This window comes from Sphingobium sp. AP50, assembly GCF_900109095.1.
GTDB lineage: Bacteria > Pseudomonadota > Alphaproteobacteria > Sphingomonadales > Sphingomonadaceae > Sphingobium.
In genome coordinates this window covers 639,101-656,706 of record NZ_FNYZ01000001.1, presented here as the reverse complement: position 1 = coordinate 656,706, position 17,606 = coordinate 639,101, and the positions used below count along the sequence as shown (strand labels likewise).

19 protein-coding genes are annotated in these 17,606 nt (G+C 63.5%); 8 read left to right on the top strand and 11 right to left on the bottom strand.

Features of this window, described 5'->3' with window-relative positions:
• Positions 1 to 68 precede the first annotated feature (68 nt).
• From BMY84_RS03300 to BMY84_RS03290, 3 genes are all read left to right on the top strand, one after another.
• Positions 69 to 1,226, top strand: a complete 1,158-nt coding sequence (locus BMY84_RS03300) for a pyridoxal phosphate-dependent aminotransferase (RefSeq protein WP_093080511.1) — start codon at positions 69 to 71, stop codon at positions 1,224 to 1,226.
• 124 nt (positions 1,227 to 1,350) lie between these two features.
• The gene (locus BMY84_RS03295) at positions 1,351 to 2,517 is read left to right on the top strand and encodes a pyridoxal phosphate-dependent aminotransferase (RefSeq protein ID WP_093080508.1); all 1,167 of its coding nucleotides are present in this window, start codon (positions 1,351 to 1,353) and stop codon (positions 2,515 to 2,517) included.
• A 168-nt stretch (positions 2,518 to 2,685) separates the two neighbouring features.
• Positions 2,686 to 3,954, top strand: a complete 1,269-nt coding sequence (locus BMY84_RS03290; RefSeq protein WP_256215027.1) for an oligogalacturonate lyase family protein — start codon at positions 2,686 to 2,688, stop codon at positions 3,952 to 3,954.
• Between the two features lie 87 nt (positions 3,955 to 4,041).
• On the opposite strand, the gene BMY84_RS03285 is transcribed toward BMY84_RS03290, so the two are convergent.
• From BMY84_RS03285 to BMY84_RS03265, 5 genes are all read right to left on the bottom strand, one after another.
• Positions 4,042 to 4,509, bottom strand: coding sequence for an SRPBCC domain-containing protein (locus BMY84_RS03285; RefSeq protein ID WP_093080506.1), 468 nt, complete (start codon positions 4,507 to 4,509; stop codon positions 4,042 to 4,044).
• The gene (locus tag BMY84_RS03280; protein WP_093080503.1) at positions 4,506 to 4,997 is read right to left on the bottom strand and encodes a VOC family protein; all 492 of its coding nucleotides are present in this window, start codon (positions 4,995 to 4,997) and stop codon (positions 4,506 to 4,508) included. Before BMY84_RS03280 ends, BMY84_RS03285 begins: the two co-directional genes overlap by 4 nt.
• Positions 4,997 to 5,794 carry a VOC family protein gene (locus tag BMY84_RS03275; RefSeq protein ID WP_093080501.1) on the bottom strand — a complete coding sequence of 266 codons (798 nt, stop codon included), beginning with the start codon at positions 5,792 to 5,794 and terminating at the stop codon, positions 4,997 to 4,999. The genes BMY84_RS03280 and BMY84_RS03275 overlap by 1 nt, the downstream gene beginning before the upstream one ends.
• 114 nt (positions 5,795 to 5,908) lie before the next feature.
• Positions 5,909 to 6,271, bottom strand: coding sequence for a DUF1428 domain-containing protein (locus BMY84_RS03270; protein WP_093080498.1), 363 nt, complete (start codon positions 6,269 to 6,271; stop codon positions 5,909 to 5,911).
• A gap of 23 nt (positions 6,272 to 6,294) precedes the next feature.
• A complete protein-coding gene (locus BMY84_RS03265; protein ID WP_093080494.1) occupies positions 6,295 to 6,735 on the bottom strand; it encodes a VOC family protein in 441 nt (146 codons plus the stop codon).
• 112 nt (positions 6,736 to 6,847) lie between these two features.
• Between BMY84_RS03265 and BMY84_RS03260 the strand changes: the two genes are divergently transcribed.
• Entirely contained in the window at positions 6,848 to 7,531 is a 684-nt protein-coding gene (locus tag BMY84_RS03260) for a winged helix-turn-helix transcriptional regulator (RefSeq protein ID WP_093080491.1), read from the top strand.
• On the opposite strand, the gene BMY84_RS03255 is transcribed toward BMY84_RS03260, so the two are convergent.
• A complete protein-coding gene (locus BMY84_RS03255; RefSeq protein WP_093080489.1) occupies positions 7,506 to 7,826 on the bottom strand; it encodes a DMT family transporter in 321 nt (106 codons plus the stop codon). The genes BMY84_RS03260 and BMY84_RS03255 overlap by 26 nt on opposite strands.
• A gap of 209 nt (positions 7,827 to 8,035) precedes the next feature.
• Positions 8,036 to 8,776: an SDR family oxidoreductase gene (locus BMY84_RS03250; protein ID WP_093080486.1), complete on the bottom strand. Its 741-nt coding sequence runs from the start codon at positions 8,774 to 8,776 to the stop codon at positions 8,036 to 8,038.
• 99 nt (positions 8,777 to 8,875) lie between these two features.
• Between BMY84_RS03250 and BMY84_RS03245 the strand changes: the two genes are divergently transcribed.
• Positions 8,876 to 9,310, top strand: coding sequence for a winged helix-turn-helix transcriptional regulator (locus tag BMY84_RS03245; protein ID WP_093080484.1), 435 nt, complete (start codon positions 8,876 to 8,878; stop codon positions 9,308 to 9,310).
• A 3-nt stretch (positions 9,311 to 9,313) separates the two neighbouring features.
• Here the strand turns inward: BMY84_RS03245 and BMY84_RS03240 are convergent, their stop codons facing one another.
• The 3 genes from BMY84_RS03240 to BMY84_RS03230 all read right to left on the bottom strand — a co-directional run bounded on the left by BMY84_RS03240 (position 9,314) and on the right by BMY84_RS03230 (position 12,702).
• Positions 9,314 to 10,210, bottom strand: a complete 897-nt coding sequence (locus tag BMY84_RS03240) for a hypothetical protein (RefSeq protein WP_093080481.1) — start codon at positions 10,208 to 10,210, stop codon at positions 9,314 to 9,316.
• 86 nt (positions 10,211 to 10,296) lie between these two features.
• Positions 10,297 to 11,310, bottom strand: coding sequence for an NAD(P)H-dependent flavin oxidoreductase (locus tag BMY84_RS03235; RefSeq protein WP_093080479.1), 1,014 nt, complete (start codon positions 11,308 to 11,310; stop codon positions 10,297 to 10,299).
• Positions 11,311 to 11,436: 126 nt separating this feature from the next.
• Positions 11,437 to 12,702 (bottom strand): aspartate kinase, encoded by a 1,266-nt coding sequence (locus tag BMY84_RS03230; protein WP_093080476.1) that lies wholly within the window; start codon positions 12,700 to 12,702, stop codon positions 11,437 to 11,439.
• Positions 12,703 to 12,905: 203 nt separating this feature from the next.
• Between BMY84_RS03230 and ubiG the strand changes: the two genes are divergently transcribed.
• The 3 genes from ubiG (at position 12,906) to BMY84_RS03215 (ending at position 16,076) form a co-directional block, all read left to right on the top strand.
• Positions 12,906 to 13,643, top strand: coding sequence for a bifunctional 2-polyprenyl-6-hydroxyphenol methylase/3-demethylubiquinol 3-O-methyltransferase UbiG (gene ubiG, locus BMY84_RS03225; protein WP_093080473.1), 738 nt, complete (start codon positions 12,906 to 12,908; stop codon positions 13,641 to 13,643).
• An 80-nt stretch (positions 13,644 to 13,723) separates the two neighbouring features.
• Positions 13,724 to 14,326, top strand: coding sequence for a YdeI/OmpD-associated family protein (locus BMY84_RS03220; protein ID WP_093080471.1), 603 nt, complete (start codon positions 13,724 to 13,726; stop codon positions 14,324 to 14,326).
• Between the two features lie 175 nt (positions 14,327 to 14,501).
• Positions 14,502 to 16,076, top strand: coding sequence for an ABC-F family ATP-binding cassette domain-containing protein (locus BMY84_RS03215; RefSeq protein WP_093080468.1), 1,575 nt, complete (start codon positions 14,502 to 14,504; stop codon positions 16,074 to 16,076).
• Here the strand turns inward: BMY84_RS03215 and BMY84_RS03210 are convergent.
• A complete protein-coding gene (locus BMY84_RS03210; protein WP_093080465.1) occupies positions 16,070 to 17,596 on the bottom strand; it encodes a DHA2 family efflux MFS transporter permease subunit in 1,527 nt (508 codons plus the stop codon). The genes BMY84_RS03215 and BMY84_RS03210 overlap by 7 nt on opposite strands.
• Positions 17,597 to 17,606 lie beyond the last annotated feature (10 nt).

Sequence of the window (17,606 nt, the reverse complement as noted above, 5' to 3'; positions counted from 1 at the left end):
GGAACAATCTGTACAATCGTTCAACGGAACGAACGGGCCTCTATCGGCCCGGCAGGGAGACATGGGACATGGCCACGCAACTCGACACCGAATTTGAACAGGATCTCGCCGAACGGGGCTATTCGCGCCGTCAGATGGCAAAGGCCGCCGCCCTGCTGGGCGCAGCAGCCGCCACCATCCGCGTCACCGGCGCCGCAGCGCAGCAAGCGGCCAAGGCTGTCGCCGGCGCGGTGCGCATCGGCGCCAATGAATGCTGGACCGGTCCCTTTCCCGTCGCGGCCGAAGCCGCCTTCAAGCTGGTGAAGGAAGGCAATCGCTACGAACCGGACAATGAGCATCAGAAGCTGTTCGACGCCGTCGCCTCGGTCGAGGGGATTCCCGCCGATCGCGTCGTCGCATGGCCCGGTTCGTCCGATCCGCTCAGCCGCGTCGCCGTCGCCTATGCCTCCCCCACGCGCGGCATCGTGACTGCCGACCCGACCTATGAAGCCATCTGGCGCACCGCCGACTGGCTGGGCGCGAAGGTGACGAAGGTGCCGCTGACCAGCGATTACGCCCATGATGTGAAGGCGATGCTGGCGGCCGATCCCAATGCCGGCGTCTATTATATCTGTTCGCCCAACAACCCGACCGGCACCGTCACGCCGATCGCCGACATCGAATGGCTGGCCAATAACAAGCCCAAGGACGCGATTCTGGTCGTCGATGAAGCCTATATCCACTGGGTCGACGGCCCCAATGCCGCCAAGCTCGCCGCGACCCGCGACGACGTGCTGATCCTGCGCACCTTCTCCAAGCTGTTCGGCATGGCCGGCATGCGCCTTGGCCTGACCTTTGCCTCGCCGGTGCTGATGGAAAAGATGATGCGTTATGATGGCGGACAGGTGACCGGCATGCTGCCGATGACCGCCGTCGCCTGCGGCACCGCCTCCGTCACGCAGGCTGCGCTGATCAAGGCCCGCCGCGCCGAAATGAACGCCGCCCGTGAAAAGGCAGTCAGCCACCTCACCGCCAAGGGGATCAAGGTCATCCCCGGCAGTCATGCGAACATGTTCATGGTCGACTGGGGCAAGCCCGCCAAGCCGATGATGGAGGCGCTGCTGGCGCAGAATGTCCAGATCGGTCGCAGCTGGCCGATCTGGCCCAACGTCTCGCGTGTGTCGGTCGGATCGATGAAGGAAATGGAAGCCTTCAATGCCGCCATCGACAAGGTGTGGAAGGCCTGATTGCCCTAACGTCAGGGCACATAGAAAAAATATAGAAAAGAAAGGGCGGCGCATTGCGGAAATGCGCCGCCCTTTCGTCTTCCCCCATGTGATTTGAACCGATTTTCAGACGGGGACGGACGACATGACCATGATGCTGAACAAGGATGCTCAGGAAGACCTGATCGAGCGCGGCTATTCGCGCCGTCAGCTGGGCGAAGTCGCCGCGCTGTTGGGCGCCGGCGTTGCCGCCAGCTCGCTGCTGGGTGGCGCCGCCATGGCGCAGCAGCAGGCAGCACGCGGCGTCAAGGGCGCGGTGCGCATCGGCTCCAACGAATGCTGGACCGGCCCCTTCCCCTCGGGCGTTCAGGCCGCTGCCGAAGCCGCCTCGTTCGGCAACTGGTACGACCCCGACAACTACAAGGGCGACCTGATCACCACCGTCGCCGCTGTCGAAGGCATCCCCGAAGCGCAGGTCATGCCCTGGCCGGGTTCGGGCGGCCCGCTGGTCAGCATCGTTGCAGCCTATTGCTCGCCCACCAAGGGTCTGGTGACGGCCGACCCGACCTTCGAATCCGCCTGGCGCACCGCCGATTACATGAAGGCCCCCATTGCCAAGGCGCCCCAGGCGATCGGCAAGGGTCATGACGTCAAGGCAATGCTGGCCGCCAACCCGAACGCCGGCCTCTATTACATCTGCACGCCCAACAACCCGACCGGCACCGTCACGCCGCTGGCCGACATCAAGTGGCTGCTGGACAACAAGCCGGCCGACGCCATGCTGCTGGTCGACGAAGCCTATATCCACTTCTCCGAAGCGCCCAGCGCCGCTTCGCTGATCGGCAACCGCAAGGACATCATTGTCATGCGGACCTTCTCGAAGCTGTTCGGCATGGCCGGCGTTCGCCTCGGCCTGACCTTCGCCGATCCCGAAGTGCAGAAGCGCATCTCGCTGTTCGGCCCCTCGGCCGGCGGCCTCGCCATCACCGCCATGCACTGCGGCAATGCGGTCTACAAGGAAGCCGCACTCATCAAGGCGCGCCGCAATGAAATGATCGCCAACCGCGACGAAACCATCGCATGGCTGACCAAGAAGGGCATCGAAGTGCAGCCCGGCAGCCAGGCGAACATGTTCATGGTCAACTGGAAGAAGCCGGCCAAGGAAATGCAGGCCGCCCTGCTCGCCGCCCCTGAAAAGGTACAGATCGGCCGCAACTGGCCGATCTGGCCCAACGTTTCGCGCGTGACCGTCGGTTCCGCCGACGACATGGCCAAGTTCCGCGCCGCCGTGGACAAGGTCTACAAGGCGTAAGATACGGCTCCCACCGTTCACGAAGGAAGGGCGTCCGGACAACCGGGCGCCCTTTTTTATTGGTGGCGGGGCAAGCGGAGATATCCGGTTTTGCGAGAGGCACGCCACATTGCTTAAATTTCCACCATGCGTTACCACGTTCCATAAAATGGATATGCGGAGACGAAGATGCGTGGAAAAGGGCTGGCTTTGATGGGCGTTTTGCCGCTGCTGGTCGCGGCGGCGCCGGCACCTCAACCAGCCAGCTGGATCGACACCACCGGCCACCGCATCGTCCGCGTCGATGATCGCCCCGGCAATTACGGCCTCTATTTCAACTATAACCCGTTCACCCCTGACGGGAAGCGCATGATCTATCTGACGCCCGAAGGGATCCGCGTTGCCGACACCAGCAACTGGACGACGAAGCTGGTCCTGAAGGAAAAGATCGACCGGCTGCTCTTCGTCGGCAACCGCGCGCCCGTCGCCTATTACAGCATGAGCCCGATCGGCAACGAAGCCGCCTCCACCATCTGGTCGGTCGACCTAGACACCGGCAAGCGCCGCCGCATCGCCGACCTGCCGGGCGGGCGCATCGCTTCCATCAATGCCGACGATACGCTGCTGGCCGGCCATCGCGAGCTAGCCCCGCCGCCCGCCGCCATCGCCGCGCAGGGCAATCGCGATCCGAAAACCGGCTCCCCCACCTATGCCGCCAACGGCCCGGATGGAAAGCCCCTGCCCTTCGCCGTCGCCAAGGAACAATGGATGGCAAAGCGGCTCGCCGCCGGGGTGCCGATGGAAATCTTCACCATCGATATCCGCACCGGCGAGCGGAAGACGGTGACGCAGTCGAACGACTGGCTGAACCACGTCCTTTTCTCGCCCTCCGACCCGACCTTGCTATCCTATTGCCATGAAGGCCCATGGCAGAAGGTCGACCGCATCTGGACCATCCGCACCGACGGCAGCCAGAAGACGAAAGTGCATCAGCGCAACTTTCAGGGCGAAATCGCCGGCCATGAATATTGGGCGCCGGACGGCCGCACCATCTGGTATGACCTGATCCAGCCGATGGGCGTACGCTGGCTCGCCAGCCTCGACGTGGTGAGCGGCAAGCGCATCTGGTACCGGCTGGGCGAGGGGCAAGGCAGCTATCATTACAGTTCCTCGCCGGACAACCGCCTCTTTTCCGGCGACGGCAATGATGATGGCAAATATATCAGCCTCTTCCATACCCGCGCCGACACCAACCCCCGCGTGCCCGATACGCTGGACGGCGACAAGCTGATCGCGGCCGGCGACCTGCAGACCGAGCGGCTCGCCGACCTGTCGAAACAGGATTATACGCTGGAACCCAACCAGCATTTCACCCCCGATGGCAAATGGCTGGTCTATCGCGCCAATGTGGAGGGCAAGCCGGCCATTTATGCCGTGGAAGTGGCGAAGGCTGAATAAAACTTCGTCATTGCGAGCGCAGCGAAGCTATCCACTGGCGCACCCATGGATTGCTTCGCTGCGCTCGCAATGACGGTTGATAGCGGTTTAAGCGCTCGCGGCCGACGTCTCGCACAACGCCTTGAACTGCGCCATCATCATGTCCCAGCCGGGATGGAAGCCCATTTCCTCATGCCGCGCCTTTGCTTCGGCATCCCAGTGGCGCGCGATCGCGGTGAAGCGCGTTCCTTCCCCTTCCTCGTCGAAGCGCCAGATGGCAGTGATGAAAGGCGTCTGCGGCACCCAGCCCGACGCATAAGCATCGGTCGTCACCGCCAGTGCGTTCGGCACCACATCCAGAAACACGCCCTCCATCGGCCCGGTTTCCTCGCCATCGGGACCGAACATCTGCACCGCGCTGCGTCCGCCGGGGCGCAAATCCTGTTCGATCACTTCGGCCCGCCAGGGCTTGGGGCAGAACCATTCCTCCTTCAGGTCGACCCACACTTTCCAGCATATCTCGCGCGGCGCGGCGATATGGCAGGTCACCGACAGTTCATGTTCTGCGCTGCTCATGCGACTTTCCCTTCGAAGGCCGCCTGCATCGCGGCGGTGTCCAGCTTCCGCATGGTCATCATCACGCCCATCATCCGGGCGATCCCCTCGCGGTCGTCGGTCTTGTAATTGTCCATGATCTGCCGCGTCACCAATTGCCAGCACAGGCCATATTTGTCCGTAACCCATCCGCACGGCCCATCCTTGCCGCCATCGGCGGTCAGCGCATCGAAATAGCGGTCCAGTTCCGCCTGATCCGCGCAGGCGACGGACAATGACACCGCCTCATCGAACTGAAATTGCGGACCGCCGTTCAGCGCCTGATAGCTTTGCCCGAACAGGGTAAATTCGACCAGCAGCACACTGCCACCCGGCAGTGGCGAAGGCGACGGATTGTCCTGCGGATAATAGCTGACATGGTCGATCGATCCGCCAAAGACGGACACATAATATTGCGCCGCCTCCAACCCATTGCCGTCGAACCAGAGACAGGGGGTGATCTTGTCCATCACGCCGCCCCCTTCATACCCACCAGAGCGAACATCGCGCCCTGCGGATCGGTCGCCTGAATGATCCAGCCGCCGCCCGGCACTTCCATGGGGCCATTCAGCACCGCGCCGCCGCCCGCCTTAACCTTCTCCACCGCGACATCGATATCGCCGACGACGAAGTAGAAAAGCCAGGCCGGTCGCGGCATTTCCTTGGGCAACGGCATGATGCCGCCCGTCATATCCTGAAAATCGTTGCCGCCGGTCTGGGACACAAGCTGGTAGCTGCCCATCTCGCCCATATCCATGGCGTCGCCCTTCGCCCAACCGAACTGAGCAGTATAGAAGGCCAGATCCTTGTCGAAATCACCGGCATAGAGTTCATGCCAGCCGACATGCCCCGGCGCCATCGGCGGCGGACCATCCATGCCGTCGGGGCTGGAACCCTTCAACAGCATGAATACCGCGCCGCCCGGATCGGCCATCACCGCAAAACGGCCGACGCCGGGGATATCCTCCGCCGCCCGCATCACCTTGCCGCCAGCCGCACTCAGTCGCTCCGCATCCGCATCGACATCTGCCGAGCCGACATAGCCGCCCCACCAGGGCGTCATGCCGCAATCCTTCGCCTCGGCCGGGATCGCCATGACGCCGCCCAGCGGCCCGGCGCTGCCCGAAACGACATGATAGGGTTCCCCCAGATCACCGCCAAAGGGCGCGTTGGTCCAGCCGACCACATCGCCATAGAAAGCCAGCGCCGCCTGCGGATCGCTGGTCATCAATTCATACCAGAAGAATTTGCCGGTTAGATCGGTCATCGTCTTTCTCCTGAAAAAACACCATAAAACAGCGTGCTCCTGCGCAAGCAGGAGCCCAGAGCCGAACGGAATGCCATATATGCTGGGCTCCGGCTTTCGCCGGAACACGACCTTCTAAGCCTTCGCGTCCAGCAGCACCTCAAACCCGCCATAAATCAGCCGCGCGCCGATGAAGGGCATGTCCTCGCCCTCCTTGGGCTGCATGCGTTCATCCTTCATGACTTTCTCGGCCCCGGCGTCGCGGGTTTCCTTGTCGGGCCATTCGATCCAGGAAAAGACGACTTCCTCATCTTCCTCCGCGATCACGGCGGTCCGGAAGTCGTTGACCTTGCCCGGCTTGATATCGTTCGCCCAGCATTCCACCACGCGCAGCGCGCCATATTCGATGAAGATCGGCGCGGCATAGGCCGCTATCTCACGATAGCGCTCCTTATTGCCCCTGGGCACCGGGATCACGAAACCGTCCATATAGGCCATTTTCTCTCTCCTCTTCGGCTTGCTTATGCTTCGGCGGGCTGACCGGCCGCCATCATGGCGTCCATGTCCATCCACATCACTTCCCAGATATGGCCGTCCAGATCGGCAAAGTTGCGGCCGAACATGAAGCCATGATCCTGCCGGGGATTGGGTTCGCTGCCGCCCGCCGCCAGCGCCTTGTCCACCGTCGCATTCACCGCGTCGCGGCTCGTCTCGCTCAAACACAGCAGCACCTGTGCGGTTTCATGCGCATCGGGAATGGCGCGCGGTGTGAAGCTGCGGAATCGATCATGGGTGAGCAGCATCACATGGATCGTCTCGGAGAATGTCAGCATCTGCGCATTGTCGTCAGCGAAATCCCGGTTCGGCACCGCGCCGACCGATTCGTAGAAAGCGATCGCAGCGGACAAATCTCTGACCGGCAGGTTGACGAAAATCATCTTCGGAGCGGGTTCATTGGCCATCACGCTTCTCCTCTGAATTTTCCGGGCGATCGCCTGATCCTGCGACTCACCGCTTGAACTTTTTGCGCCTGATGATTATTTTGTGCAATAGTTAAGTTAGAAAAGATAACCAATGAGTCAGAAACGCGCCTATCAGGACGGTTGCGCCGTCGCCCATGCGCTCGATATCATCGGCGATCGCTGGGCGATGCCGATCATGCGCGAACTGATGCTGGGGCCAAGGCGCTTCACCGACCTGCGCGCCGGCCTGCCCGGAATCAGCGCCAATGTGCTGACGCAAAGGCTGGAAGAACTGGAAGCGTCCAGCATCCTGGTCCGCCGCCGCCTGCCCCCGCCCGCCGCCAGCCAGATTTACGAGCTGACTGATTGGGGCCGCGAATCGGAAATTCTCTTTCAGGTGCTGGGCCGCTGGGCCTGCCGGTCGCCCACGATGCAGCCGGGCAAGCCGATGAGCCCGGTATCAGTGGTCCTGTCGATGCGCACGATGATCGACCGCAGCCGCATCGGCGATCTCGACGCTACAATCGGCTTCCGCTTCGGCGAGGAGGAATTTCGCGCCACGCTCAGGGACGGCGACTTCCTGATCGACCGGGACGACGCGGCCGGTGCGGACACAATTCTGCGCGGCGACCAGAATGCGCTGGTCGCGGTCCTCTATGGCGGCGCGCGCTATGTCGACATGACGGGCGCCCTGACGGTGGAGGGAGACACGGCACTGGGCGAACATTTCGCCACGCTCTTCCCCCTGCCCCCCAAGGCGCCCGACATGGTCAACCCTGCGCAGACAGTTTCATAAGCACCAGACCGCACAGGATCAGCCCGGCCGCCACAAGCCGCGCCGGGCTGATCGCCTCGCCCAGAAAAGCGACACCCACTGCGAACGCGCCCAGGGCGCCGATCCCCGTCCAGATCATATAGGCCGTCCCAAGCGGCAGACTGCGCATCGCCAACGACAGCAAGCCGAAGCTGGCGATCATTGCACCCAGCGTGATCAGGCTGGGGATCAGTCGCGTGAACCCTTGCGACTGCTTCATCGCAAAGGCCCAGACGATTTCCAGCAAACCGGCAAAAAATAACGCAATCCAGGCCATGATGGCTCTCCTCAAGAGAGCCGGGCCGTCCCGGACTTGAAACCCGCGCGATGCGGGGGAGGACGTGGCCTCGCTTGTCGGGAGTGAGATAGGCTTGCCGTTTGCAAGAGGCAAGCCCACCAATCACCGTGCTCCAGCGAAAGCAGGAGCCCAGGGCCGAACGAAGCGCCCTGCATACTGGGCTCCTGCTTTCGCAGGAGCACCTATCCTCAATGCCCCCCGTTCAGCATCCCGAACACCTGCGCGAAGTCGCCGCGCTTCGTGGCTTCACTCAGAAACTTCACCCGCTCGACATGAATTTCGTCGGGCGTCGGTTCCTGCCGCAGCAACGCCATGGTTTCGGCGATGAAGTCGGCCAGCGGCATCATCTGCTCATTTTCGGCATGGCCGGGCATCAGGTCGGTCTGTACGCCGGGCGGCACGATCTCGACCACGTCCACGCTGGTCGCCTTCAACTGTTCGCGCAGCGCGATCGACCAGCTATGGATCGCCGCCTTGGTCGCGCTATAGGTCGGCGTCGCCGCGAGCGGTACGAAGGCCAGGCCCGACGACACGGTCAGGATCGTCGCGGCCGGCTGCGCCTCCAGATGCGGCAACAGCGCATGGGCCAGTCGGATCGGGCCAAGCAGATTGGTCGCCACCGTGGCCTCCGCGATGGCAAGGTCGATCTTCTCTTCCGCCACCATGATCCCGGCGTTCAGCAGCACGGCGTCGAGCGCCGGGAAATCCGCGACCAGCTTCGCCGCGAAGGCGATGATCGCCGCCGGGTCTTCCATGTCGAGCGTCATCGACGCCATGCCGGGATGCGCCGCCACGACCGCGTCCAGCGCTGCCTGACGCCGCCCGGCGATGATCACCTGATTGCCCGCGGCATGAAATTCATGCGCCAGCGCCGCGCCGATGCCCGATCCGCCGCCGGTGATGAGGATGGTGTTGCCTGCATTCTTCATGGGGAAGCTCCTTTCGATTGGCTTGAAAGGCAATTTAGACCTATACTCTCTTTTAGAAAGTAGGCACCGGAAAGTGCTGTAGTTACCTAAAGGTTAGAAATGGCAAATCCGCTGCAATCCCGCTTCGCCGCCGACGATATTGCGCAGGCAGAGTATTATCTGGCGCATGAACCACCCAGCGATATCGATCCGCGCATCGAACGACTCGTCAACGACCTGATCGGCCGCATCGCCGACAAATGGACGTTGCTGGTGCTGGAACTGCTGGAGGAGAAGGGCACGCTGCGCTTCACCGAAATCGGCCGACAGGTGGAGGGCATCAGCCAGAAGATGCTGACCCAGACGCTGCGCCAGATGGAGCGCGACGGCCTGCTGACCCGCACCGTGCATCCGGTGGTGCCGCCGCGCGTCGATTATGCGCTGACCCCGCTCGGCAACAGCCTGAGCGCCGCCTTTTGCGGCGTCTGGGTCTGGGCCGAACGCAATCTGGAGACTGTGGAGGCCGCGCGCGCCCATTTCGACGCGCGCGACTGATCGTTATTGGTCGGACGTGGTCGGCACAGGCTGCACCACCAGCTTGGGTACGCTATTGTCCGGCAGCGTGCGCGCGACATCGGGCGGCCCTGCCATCGTCCCGGTCGCAGCCGGTACTGGAGCGGGCACAGCAGCCGACGGCGGCGCCATATTCTGCACCGCGCTGGTCGAACTGGGCTGCCATCCTTCCGGCGGCACTTCGGCCGGCGGACGCGGTGGCGGCGGCAGCGGCGTGGGCGACACCACGACCGTCACCGTCCCGCCAAAGCGCGACTGCCATTCCGCCAGCCGCCGCAGATAATCGGCATAGGCGGCGTAAAATTCCTGATAGGGCTTTTCCAGCTCCTTCAGCGCCTGGGGCGCATAGGCCAGCAGCTGATCCGACGGCATCGTCATGATCTTGGCCCCCACCGTGACCGCGACCGGGCAGAAGCTCTTGATCACCGGCGGCAGGGCGAAGAAATTATAGACCACGGTATTAAGCTGCTCGCGCGATCCCACGCCGGACCGGCCATAGGCCACCCGATAGTTGCGATCGACGGCCGCGTTGGCGGCGGTCAGGATCGGCTTATGCACCGCCAATATCTGATTATACTGGCTGCGCGCCGTATCGCCGAACCGGTCGCAATTGAGCGCCGCGACGTTCAGCGCCATGCGCACATGCCACAGCGCCGTGTTCGACGTGATGCCCTTATTGGGCGTCAGATAATCGCCACTTTCATCCTTGGTCGGCAGCGACATGTTATCGGCTGCCTGATTTGGCGGCACCGGACGCACGGTGGGCACCACCGGTGGCGGCGGGGTCGGCGGCGGTGGCGGTGGCTTTGGCGTCGAACAGGCGGCCAGAACCGCCAGCGACACCAAAGAAATCCGGCCATAGAAACGGCGGGTTGCGGACATCAACTTCTCCGATGGAACTCTGCCCCGGTCATGCCGGGCATTAGGGCCAGAGGAAATATGCCTTATGCTCCGTTCACCGCAAGCCTTCAGGCGGCTCGCCGCTCCAAAGCGGTTGCGGCCTGCGCCATCAGCTCGGCAATGATGTCGGCGACCGGCTCTTCTTTGGTCACCATACCGACCGACTGGCCCGCCATCAGCGACCCGCCATCGACATCGCCGTCGATCACTGCCTTGCGCAGCGCGCCGGCCCAATAATGTTCGATCTGGAGCTGCGCCTCCATCATATCGACCGCGCCACTGTCCAGCAGATTGGCGACTTCGCGCTGCTTGGCGGTAAAGGCTTCAGTGCCCGCATTTTTGAGCGCGCGGACCGGAATGACCGGCAAACGCGGGTCGATCTGCACGCTGGCGATGGCATCGCGCGCCGACGCGCGAAAGAAGGCTTTCTTGAACGCGGGATGGGCGATGCTCTCACTCGCGCAGGCAAAACGGGTGCCCAGCTGCACGCCGGCCGCGCCCATTTCCAGATAGGCGGCGATCGCCTCGCCCCGGCCGATGCCGCCAGCCACGAAGACCGGCACTTGGCTTGCCATCTCCGGCAGGATTTCCTGTGCCAGTACGCTGGTCGCCACCGGACCGATATGGCCGCCCGCCTCCATGCCTTCGACCACCAGCGCATCGACGCCCGATCGCACCAGCTTCTTCGCCAGCGCCAGCGCCGGGGCGAAACAGATCAGCTTCGCGCCCTTCTGCTTGATCGCCTCGATGCTGCCCTTGGGCGGCAGGCCACCGGCCAGCACGACATGGCTGACATCATGCTTGGCGCACACGTCGATCAGGTCGAACAGCTGGGGATGCATGGTGATCAGGTTCACGCCGAACGGCTTGCTCGTCAGCGCCTTGGTCGCGGCGATTTCCTTGTCCAGCAGCTCAGGCGTCATCGCGCCACAGGCGATCACGCCGAAGCCGCCAGCATTGGAAATGGCCGACACAAGGTTGCGCTCGCTGACCCAACTCATCGCCCCGCACAGGATCGCGCTCTCGCACCCGAAAAATTCGGTGCCGCGAGCCATCAGGGAAGCGAGTTTGGCGGTGGTCATAGCTTTAGCCTTCAAGAATCACAAAAAGCCCCTCCCCTTCAGGGGAGGGGTTGGGGTGGGGGCGCGCCGCAGCAGTCCCCCTTACACCCTTCATCTCCTCCCCCCTGACCGGAGAGAGGCAAAAAATCAAGCCGCCGGGGCGTCCAGACCATAGGCCGTGTGCAGAACGCGGACCGCCAGTTCCGTCTCATCCTCGTCGATCAGCACCGAAACCTTGATCTCGCTGGTGGAGATGGCTTCGATGTTGATGCCGCGTTCGGCCAGCGTCTTGAACATGGTGGCGGCGACACCCGGATGGCTGCGCATGCCCACGCCCACGACACTGATCTTGGCGACCTGCGTATCGGTGATGATGCGGCGGAAGCCGATTTCTTCCTTCAGGCCTTCCAGGATGTCGACGCTGCGGGCCAGGTCCGCGCGCGGCACGGTGAAGGTGACGTCCGTCTCTTCCTTCTCCTTACTGTCATTCTGGATGATCATGTCGACATTGATCGCCGCATCGGCCAGCGGGCCGAAGATGCTGGCGACCGCGCCCGGCTTGTCGGGGACGCGAGTGACGATGATCTTCGCCTCATTCTTGTCATGGGCGATGCCGGTGATGAGCTGACGTTCCATCTTCGTTTCCTTGAGCTTGGCTTCCAGTTCCTCGTCGCTCACGATCAGCGTGCCGGGGAGGTCGTCCTGGGTGGGATCATCGAAGGAAGAAAGCACCTGTACGACAACGCCTTCCTTCATGGCGAGGCCGACCGATCGGGTCTGGAGCACCTTGGCGCCGACCGAGGCCAGTTCCAGCATTTCCTCATAGGTGACGAGGTCCAGCTTGCGGGCGCGGGCGACGATGCGCGGGTCGGTGGTATAGACGCCGTCGACGTCGGTATAGATGTCGCAGCGATCGGCCTTGACCGCCGCAGCCACGGCAACCGCCGACGTGTCAGACCCGCCACGGCCCAGCGTCGACACGCGGCCATCGGCCATCATACCCTGAAAGCCGGGGATCACCGCGACCTGCCCCGCACCCATGGCCGACAGCAGCGCGCCGGTATCGATCTTCTCGACACGCGCCTTGGCATGGGCCTCGACCGTGCGGATCGGCAATTGCCAGCCCAGCCAGCTGCGCGCATCCACGCCCATGGCCTTGAGCGTCATCGCCAGCAATCCGCTGGTGATCTGTTCGCCCGCGGCGACCACGACATCATATTCGGCCGGATCGTAGAGGGCGGAGGCTTCCTTGCAGAAACCGACCAGACGGTCCGTCTCGCCTGCCATGGCCGACACGACGACGGCGACTTCATGCCCCTGTTCGACGACATGTTTGACGCGCGCCGCCACGTTGCGAATTCGCTCCATCCCCGCCATGGAGGTGCCGCCGAATTTCATCACGATGCGCGCCATTTGCTTGTCGAACCTATTCCAGTTTGTGAAACAATATGTCCCAAAGGGGCAAAACGGCGCTCCTATTAGCAGCCGCGACGGATATGGCAAGCAATCCTGCCGTTCTTCGCGCCCGTCCCGCCACCCCCTGCCGCAACGGCTTTTCGCTTCAAGGGGATAGGCCGGACATTGGCCTGCGCGTCTCGCCCTGCTAGAAGCCATATATGACAATCGAAACCGCCACAGCCACGATCGACCCGAAGGAAGCCGCCCATTTCGGCGCCATGGCCGCCGACTGGTGGGACCCCAATGGGTCCAGCGCGATGCTGCACAAGCTGAACCCGGTGCGGCTGCGCTATATCCGCGCCGCGATCGACCGGCACTGGCCGGGCAGCGAACAGGCCTTCCGCCCGCTTGGCGGCAAGCGCGCGCTGGATGTCGGCTGCGGCGCGGGCCTGCTGGCCGAACCGCTGGCGCGCCTTGGCGCCGCCGTCACCGGCCTGGACGCCGCGCCGGAAAATATCGCTGCGGCGCAAGCCCATGCACAGGGCCAGCATCTGACCATCGACTATCGCGCCACCCCGGTCGAGGATATGGCCGATAGCGGCTATGATCTGGTCACATCCATGGAAGTGATCGAGCATGTCGCCGATCCCGCCACCTTTATCGCCGCGCTGGCCGCGAAACTGGCGCCCGATGGCATGATGATCCTCTCCACGCCCAACCGCACACCGCTGTCCCGCCTCGCCATGATCACCATCGGCGAAAGCGTGGGCGGCATTCCCAAGGGCACGCATGACTGGCACAAATTCATCACGCCCGAAGAACTGACCGCGCTGCTGGAACAGGCCGGGCTGGAGGTCACCGACAGCATCGGCCTCAGCTTCGATCCCGGCCGGGGCTTCACCCTGTCGGCCAACACCGCGATCAACTATCTGCTGACGGCACGGCACAAGTCTTAAACCTTCTCCCCCTTGGGGGGAGAAGGATACGCAGCCTTACCGGCAAAGCCGGTTAGGCGAAGTTGGATGAGGGGGATTGGATGACCGACGAATCCGCCAGGATCGACGCCTATATCGCCGCACAAGCGGATTTCGCCCGGCCGATCCTCACCCATTTCCGCACTCTCGTCCATGCCGCCCGGCCCGACGTGACCGAAGCGATCAAATGGGGCTTCCCCCATTTCATCCACGCCACCAAAAATCTCGCTTCCATAGCCGCCTTCAAAAGCCATGCCGCGATCGGCTTCTGGTATAGCGAGGATCAGACGGAGGCCCGCAGGGAAAAGGGCGGCATGGGCCATCTGGGCAAAATCACCAGCCTGTCCGATCTGCCGTCCGACGAAGAATTGCGCGCCATGCTGGACCGGGCCGCCGCCATGATCGATGCAGGCGCCAAACCGCAATGGATGGAGCGCCGCCAGCCCCGCGCCGCGCTGCCCGTTCACCCGGCCCTGACCGACGCCATCGCCGCCAATCCGGCGGCGCAAGCCGTCTGGTCCGCCTTCCCGCCCGGCAAGGTCCGCGACTATGCCGAATGGATCGGCGAGGCGAAGACCGACGCCACCCGCGACAAGCGCATCGCCCAGGCGGTCGAGTGGATCGCGGAAGGCAAGGGCCGCAACTGGAAATATGAAAAGCGCTGAATCAGGCGTGACAAGACATCAGGCCTAACTTCATAATAGGCTATCCGCCGCGTCCCTGCTCCGCTATGCTTGCCGACATCGCACGCCCCACGGGCGCTATTTCGAAGGACCGCCGCCATGGACATCAACCTGAACGCTCAGCCCCTCCGCTCTGCCTTCAGGAAAGTTTTCGTCCATGCCTGCCATTCTTCTTTCCGGCCTCTTCTGGTCCGCGCCTGACGGCACAGCCGTCCTTTCCGGCCTCGACTTCCGCTTCACCTCCGAACGCATCGGCCTGATCGGCCGTAACGGTGTCGGCAAATCCACTCTGCTCGCCCTGATGGCGGGAGAGCGTCAGCCTTCGGCCGGGCGCGTCCAGATCGATGGGACTATCGCCATGCTGCGCCAGTCCCCCGACCCGGATCAGACCATCGCCGACCTGTTCGGCGTTGCCTCGGCCCTCGCTCTGCTCGACAAGGCCGAAACCGGCACTGCCACCATGGCCGAACTGGAGCAATGCGACTGGACCCTGCCCGCCAGACTGGCAGACGCATTGGCGGAGGTCGGCCTCACCGCCGATCCCCTGACGCACCTCACCCATCTGTCCGGCGGCCAGCGCACCCGCGCCGCACTGGCGGCCTGTGTCTTCGCGCAACCCGACTGGCTGCTGCTGGACGAGCCGACCAACCATCTGGATGCCGAAGGGCGGGAGGCCGTCGCCGCCCTGCTGAAACGCTGGCGCGGCGGCGCGATCGTGGTCAGTCACGACCGCACGTTGCTGGACAACATGGATGCCATCGCCGAACTGACCAGCCTGGGCATCGCCCGCTATGGCGGCAACTGGTCAGCCTATCGCGCGCACAAGGATGTGGAACTGGCAGCAGCGCAGGATATGCTCGACCATGCCGAGCGGCAGGCCTCCACCATCGCCCGCAAGGCCCAGACAGCCACCGAGCGCCAGCAACGCCGTGACGGCGCCGGTGCCCGTCAGGCGGCCAAGGGCGGCATGCCGCGCATCCTGCTGGGCCGGCGCAAGGAGCAGGCGGAACGATCCGGCGGAGACGCCGCCCGTCGCAGCGACCAGCAGCGTCAACAGGCCCAGGAGGCTATCGCAGAGGCGCGCGGCAAGATCGAGATTCTGGCGCCGCTGACCGTCGCTCTGCCATCGGCCGATCTCCCCTCCAGCCGGACCTTGCTGCGGCTGGAGGGCGTCACGGCTGGTCATGATCCCGCCCATCCGGTTCTTCGCGACCTGAACCTGACGATCACCGGACCCGAACGGATCGCCATCACCGGGCCCAATGGCGCGGGCAAATCGACGCTGCTGCATCTGATCGCCGGTCAGATCGCGCCGCTCATCGGACAGGTCTATCGGCCGGAGAGCAACGCCCTGCTGGATCAGGAGGCGAGCCTGCTCGATCCGGAAAGCAGCATCGCCGACAATTTCGCGCGACTGCATCCGGGCGCGACACGCAACGTCATTCACGCGGCTCTGGCGCGTTTCCGGTTCCGGGCGGACCTGGCGCTACAACGGGTCGCGACGCTGAGCGGCGGGCAGAAATTGCGCGCCGCTCTGGCCTGCGTGCTGGGTGGCGACACGGTGCCGCCGCTGCTGTTGCTGGACGAGCCGACCAACCATCTCGACCTTGATTCGATCGCTGCGATCGAACAGGGGCTGGCCGCCTACAACGGCGCGCTGGTCGTGGTCAGCCACGATCCGGCCTTCCTCGACGCCATCGGGATCACCCGTCGGATTACCTTACCTCAGTGAGCCGCAGACGTATCCACATTGGCGCGCGGTTTGGGCGCGATCCACACGATCACGGCCGCGCTGAACAGGATGATCGCCGATATGAAGAAGACATGATCGACCGCGATCACAGTGGCTTCCTGTTCGACCAGATTGGAGATCGTCTGCCGTGCCTGCTCTATCGAGAAACCCAGGTTGGTCAGCACGGACTGGGTCTGGTCGGGTTGCAGGACGGACGCCATTTCGCTGCGCGACACGCGCTGGGAATCGCCCCATTCCGTCAACACCAGAGACGTCGCGATCGCCGTCGCCATGGTCCGCACGAAATTCTGCAAACCCGCTGCTGACGCCGTTTCACTGGGCAGCACGGACCCCAGCGTCAATGTGGTCAAGGGAATGAAGAAGAAGGGCAAGGCAAAGCCCTGAACGAATTGCGGAACGATCATGGTCCCGAAATCGACGCCGCTGGTCCAGTGCGCCCGCACCAGCGACATGATGCCGATCCACGCCACTGCGCAGGAAATCAGCAGCCGCGCGTCGACCTTCGTCATCATCCTGGCGGCGATCGGCGCGGTGAACAGGGCCGCCATCGCCGTCATCGCGGTCACGATCCCGGCCCATGTCGCGGTGTAGCCCATCGACATCTGCAACCATTGCGGGATGACGACGATACTGGCGAAATAGGAGCCGAAACAGAGCGACAGGGTGAAGAGGCCAGAGCTGAAACCGACATGGCGGAATACGCGGAGATCGACCACTGGATGTTCTTCGGTCAGTTCCCAGATGACGAACACGAGGAAACCGATAAAGGCCATCAGCGCCAGCGCCACGATCATCGGATCGGCGAACCAGTCATGATCGCGCCCGATATCCAGGATGATCTGAAGACAACCGATCCAGAAGACCAGCAGGAACAGGCCAACCTTGTCGATCGGTATCTTCGCCGTATCCGTCTCCACCGGCCGCAACAGCGCCTGCGCGGCAAACACGCACAGCGCCGCGATCGGCAGGTTGATGAAGAAGATCCAGTGCCAGCTCCAATTGTCGCTGATATAACCACCCACGATCGGGCCAAGCGCCGGCCCCATCAGCGTCGTCATCGCCCACAGGCCCATGGCGCGCCCGCGCGTTTCGGGCGGGAATATACGCATCAGCAGCGTTTGCGACATGGGCATGATCGGCCCGCCGCAAATGCCCTGACCAATGCGGCAGGCGACCAGCATCGTCAGCGTGCTGGACAGGCCACACAGCACCGAGAAAAGGCCGAAGCCGATCATCGACAGCGTGAACATGCGCACCACGCCGAAGCGCATCGCCAGCCATCCGGTCAGCGGGACGCAGATAGCCTCGGCCACGGCATAGGATGTGATGATCCATGTGCCCTGATCGGGCGAAATGCCCAGATTGCCGGCGATATGCGGGACGGACACGTTGGCGATCGTCAGGTCCAGCACAACCATCAGGTTGCTAAGCGCCAGAACCAGCCCCGCCAGCGTCCGGCTGCGCGGGGAAAGCCTTGAGAAGATATCGTCGCCAGCCATCGCCGGGGCG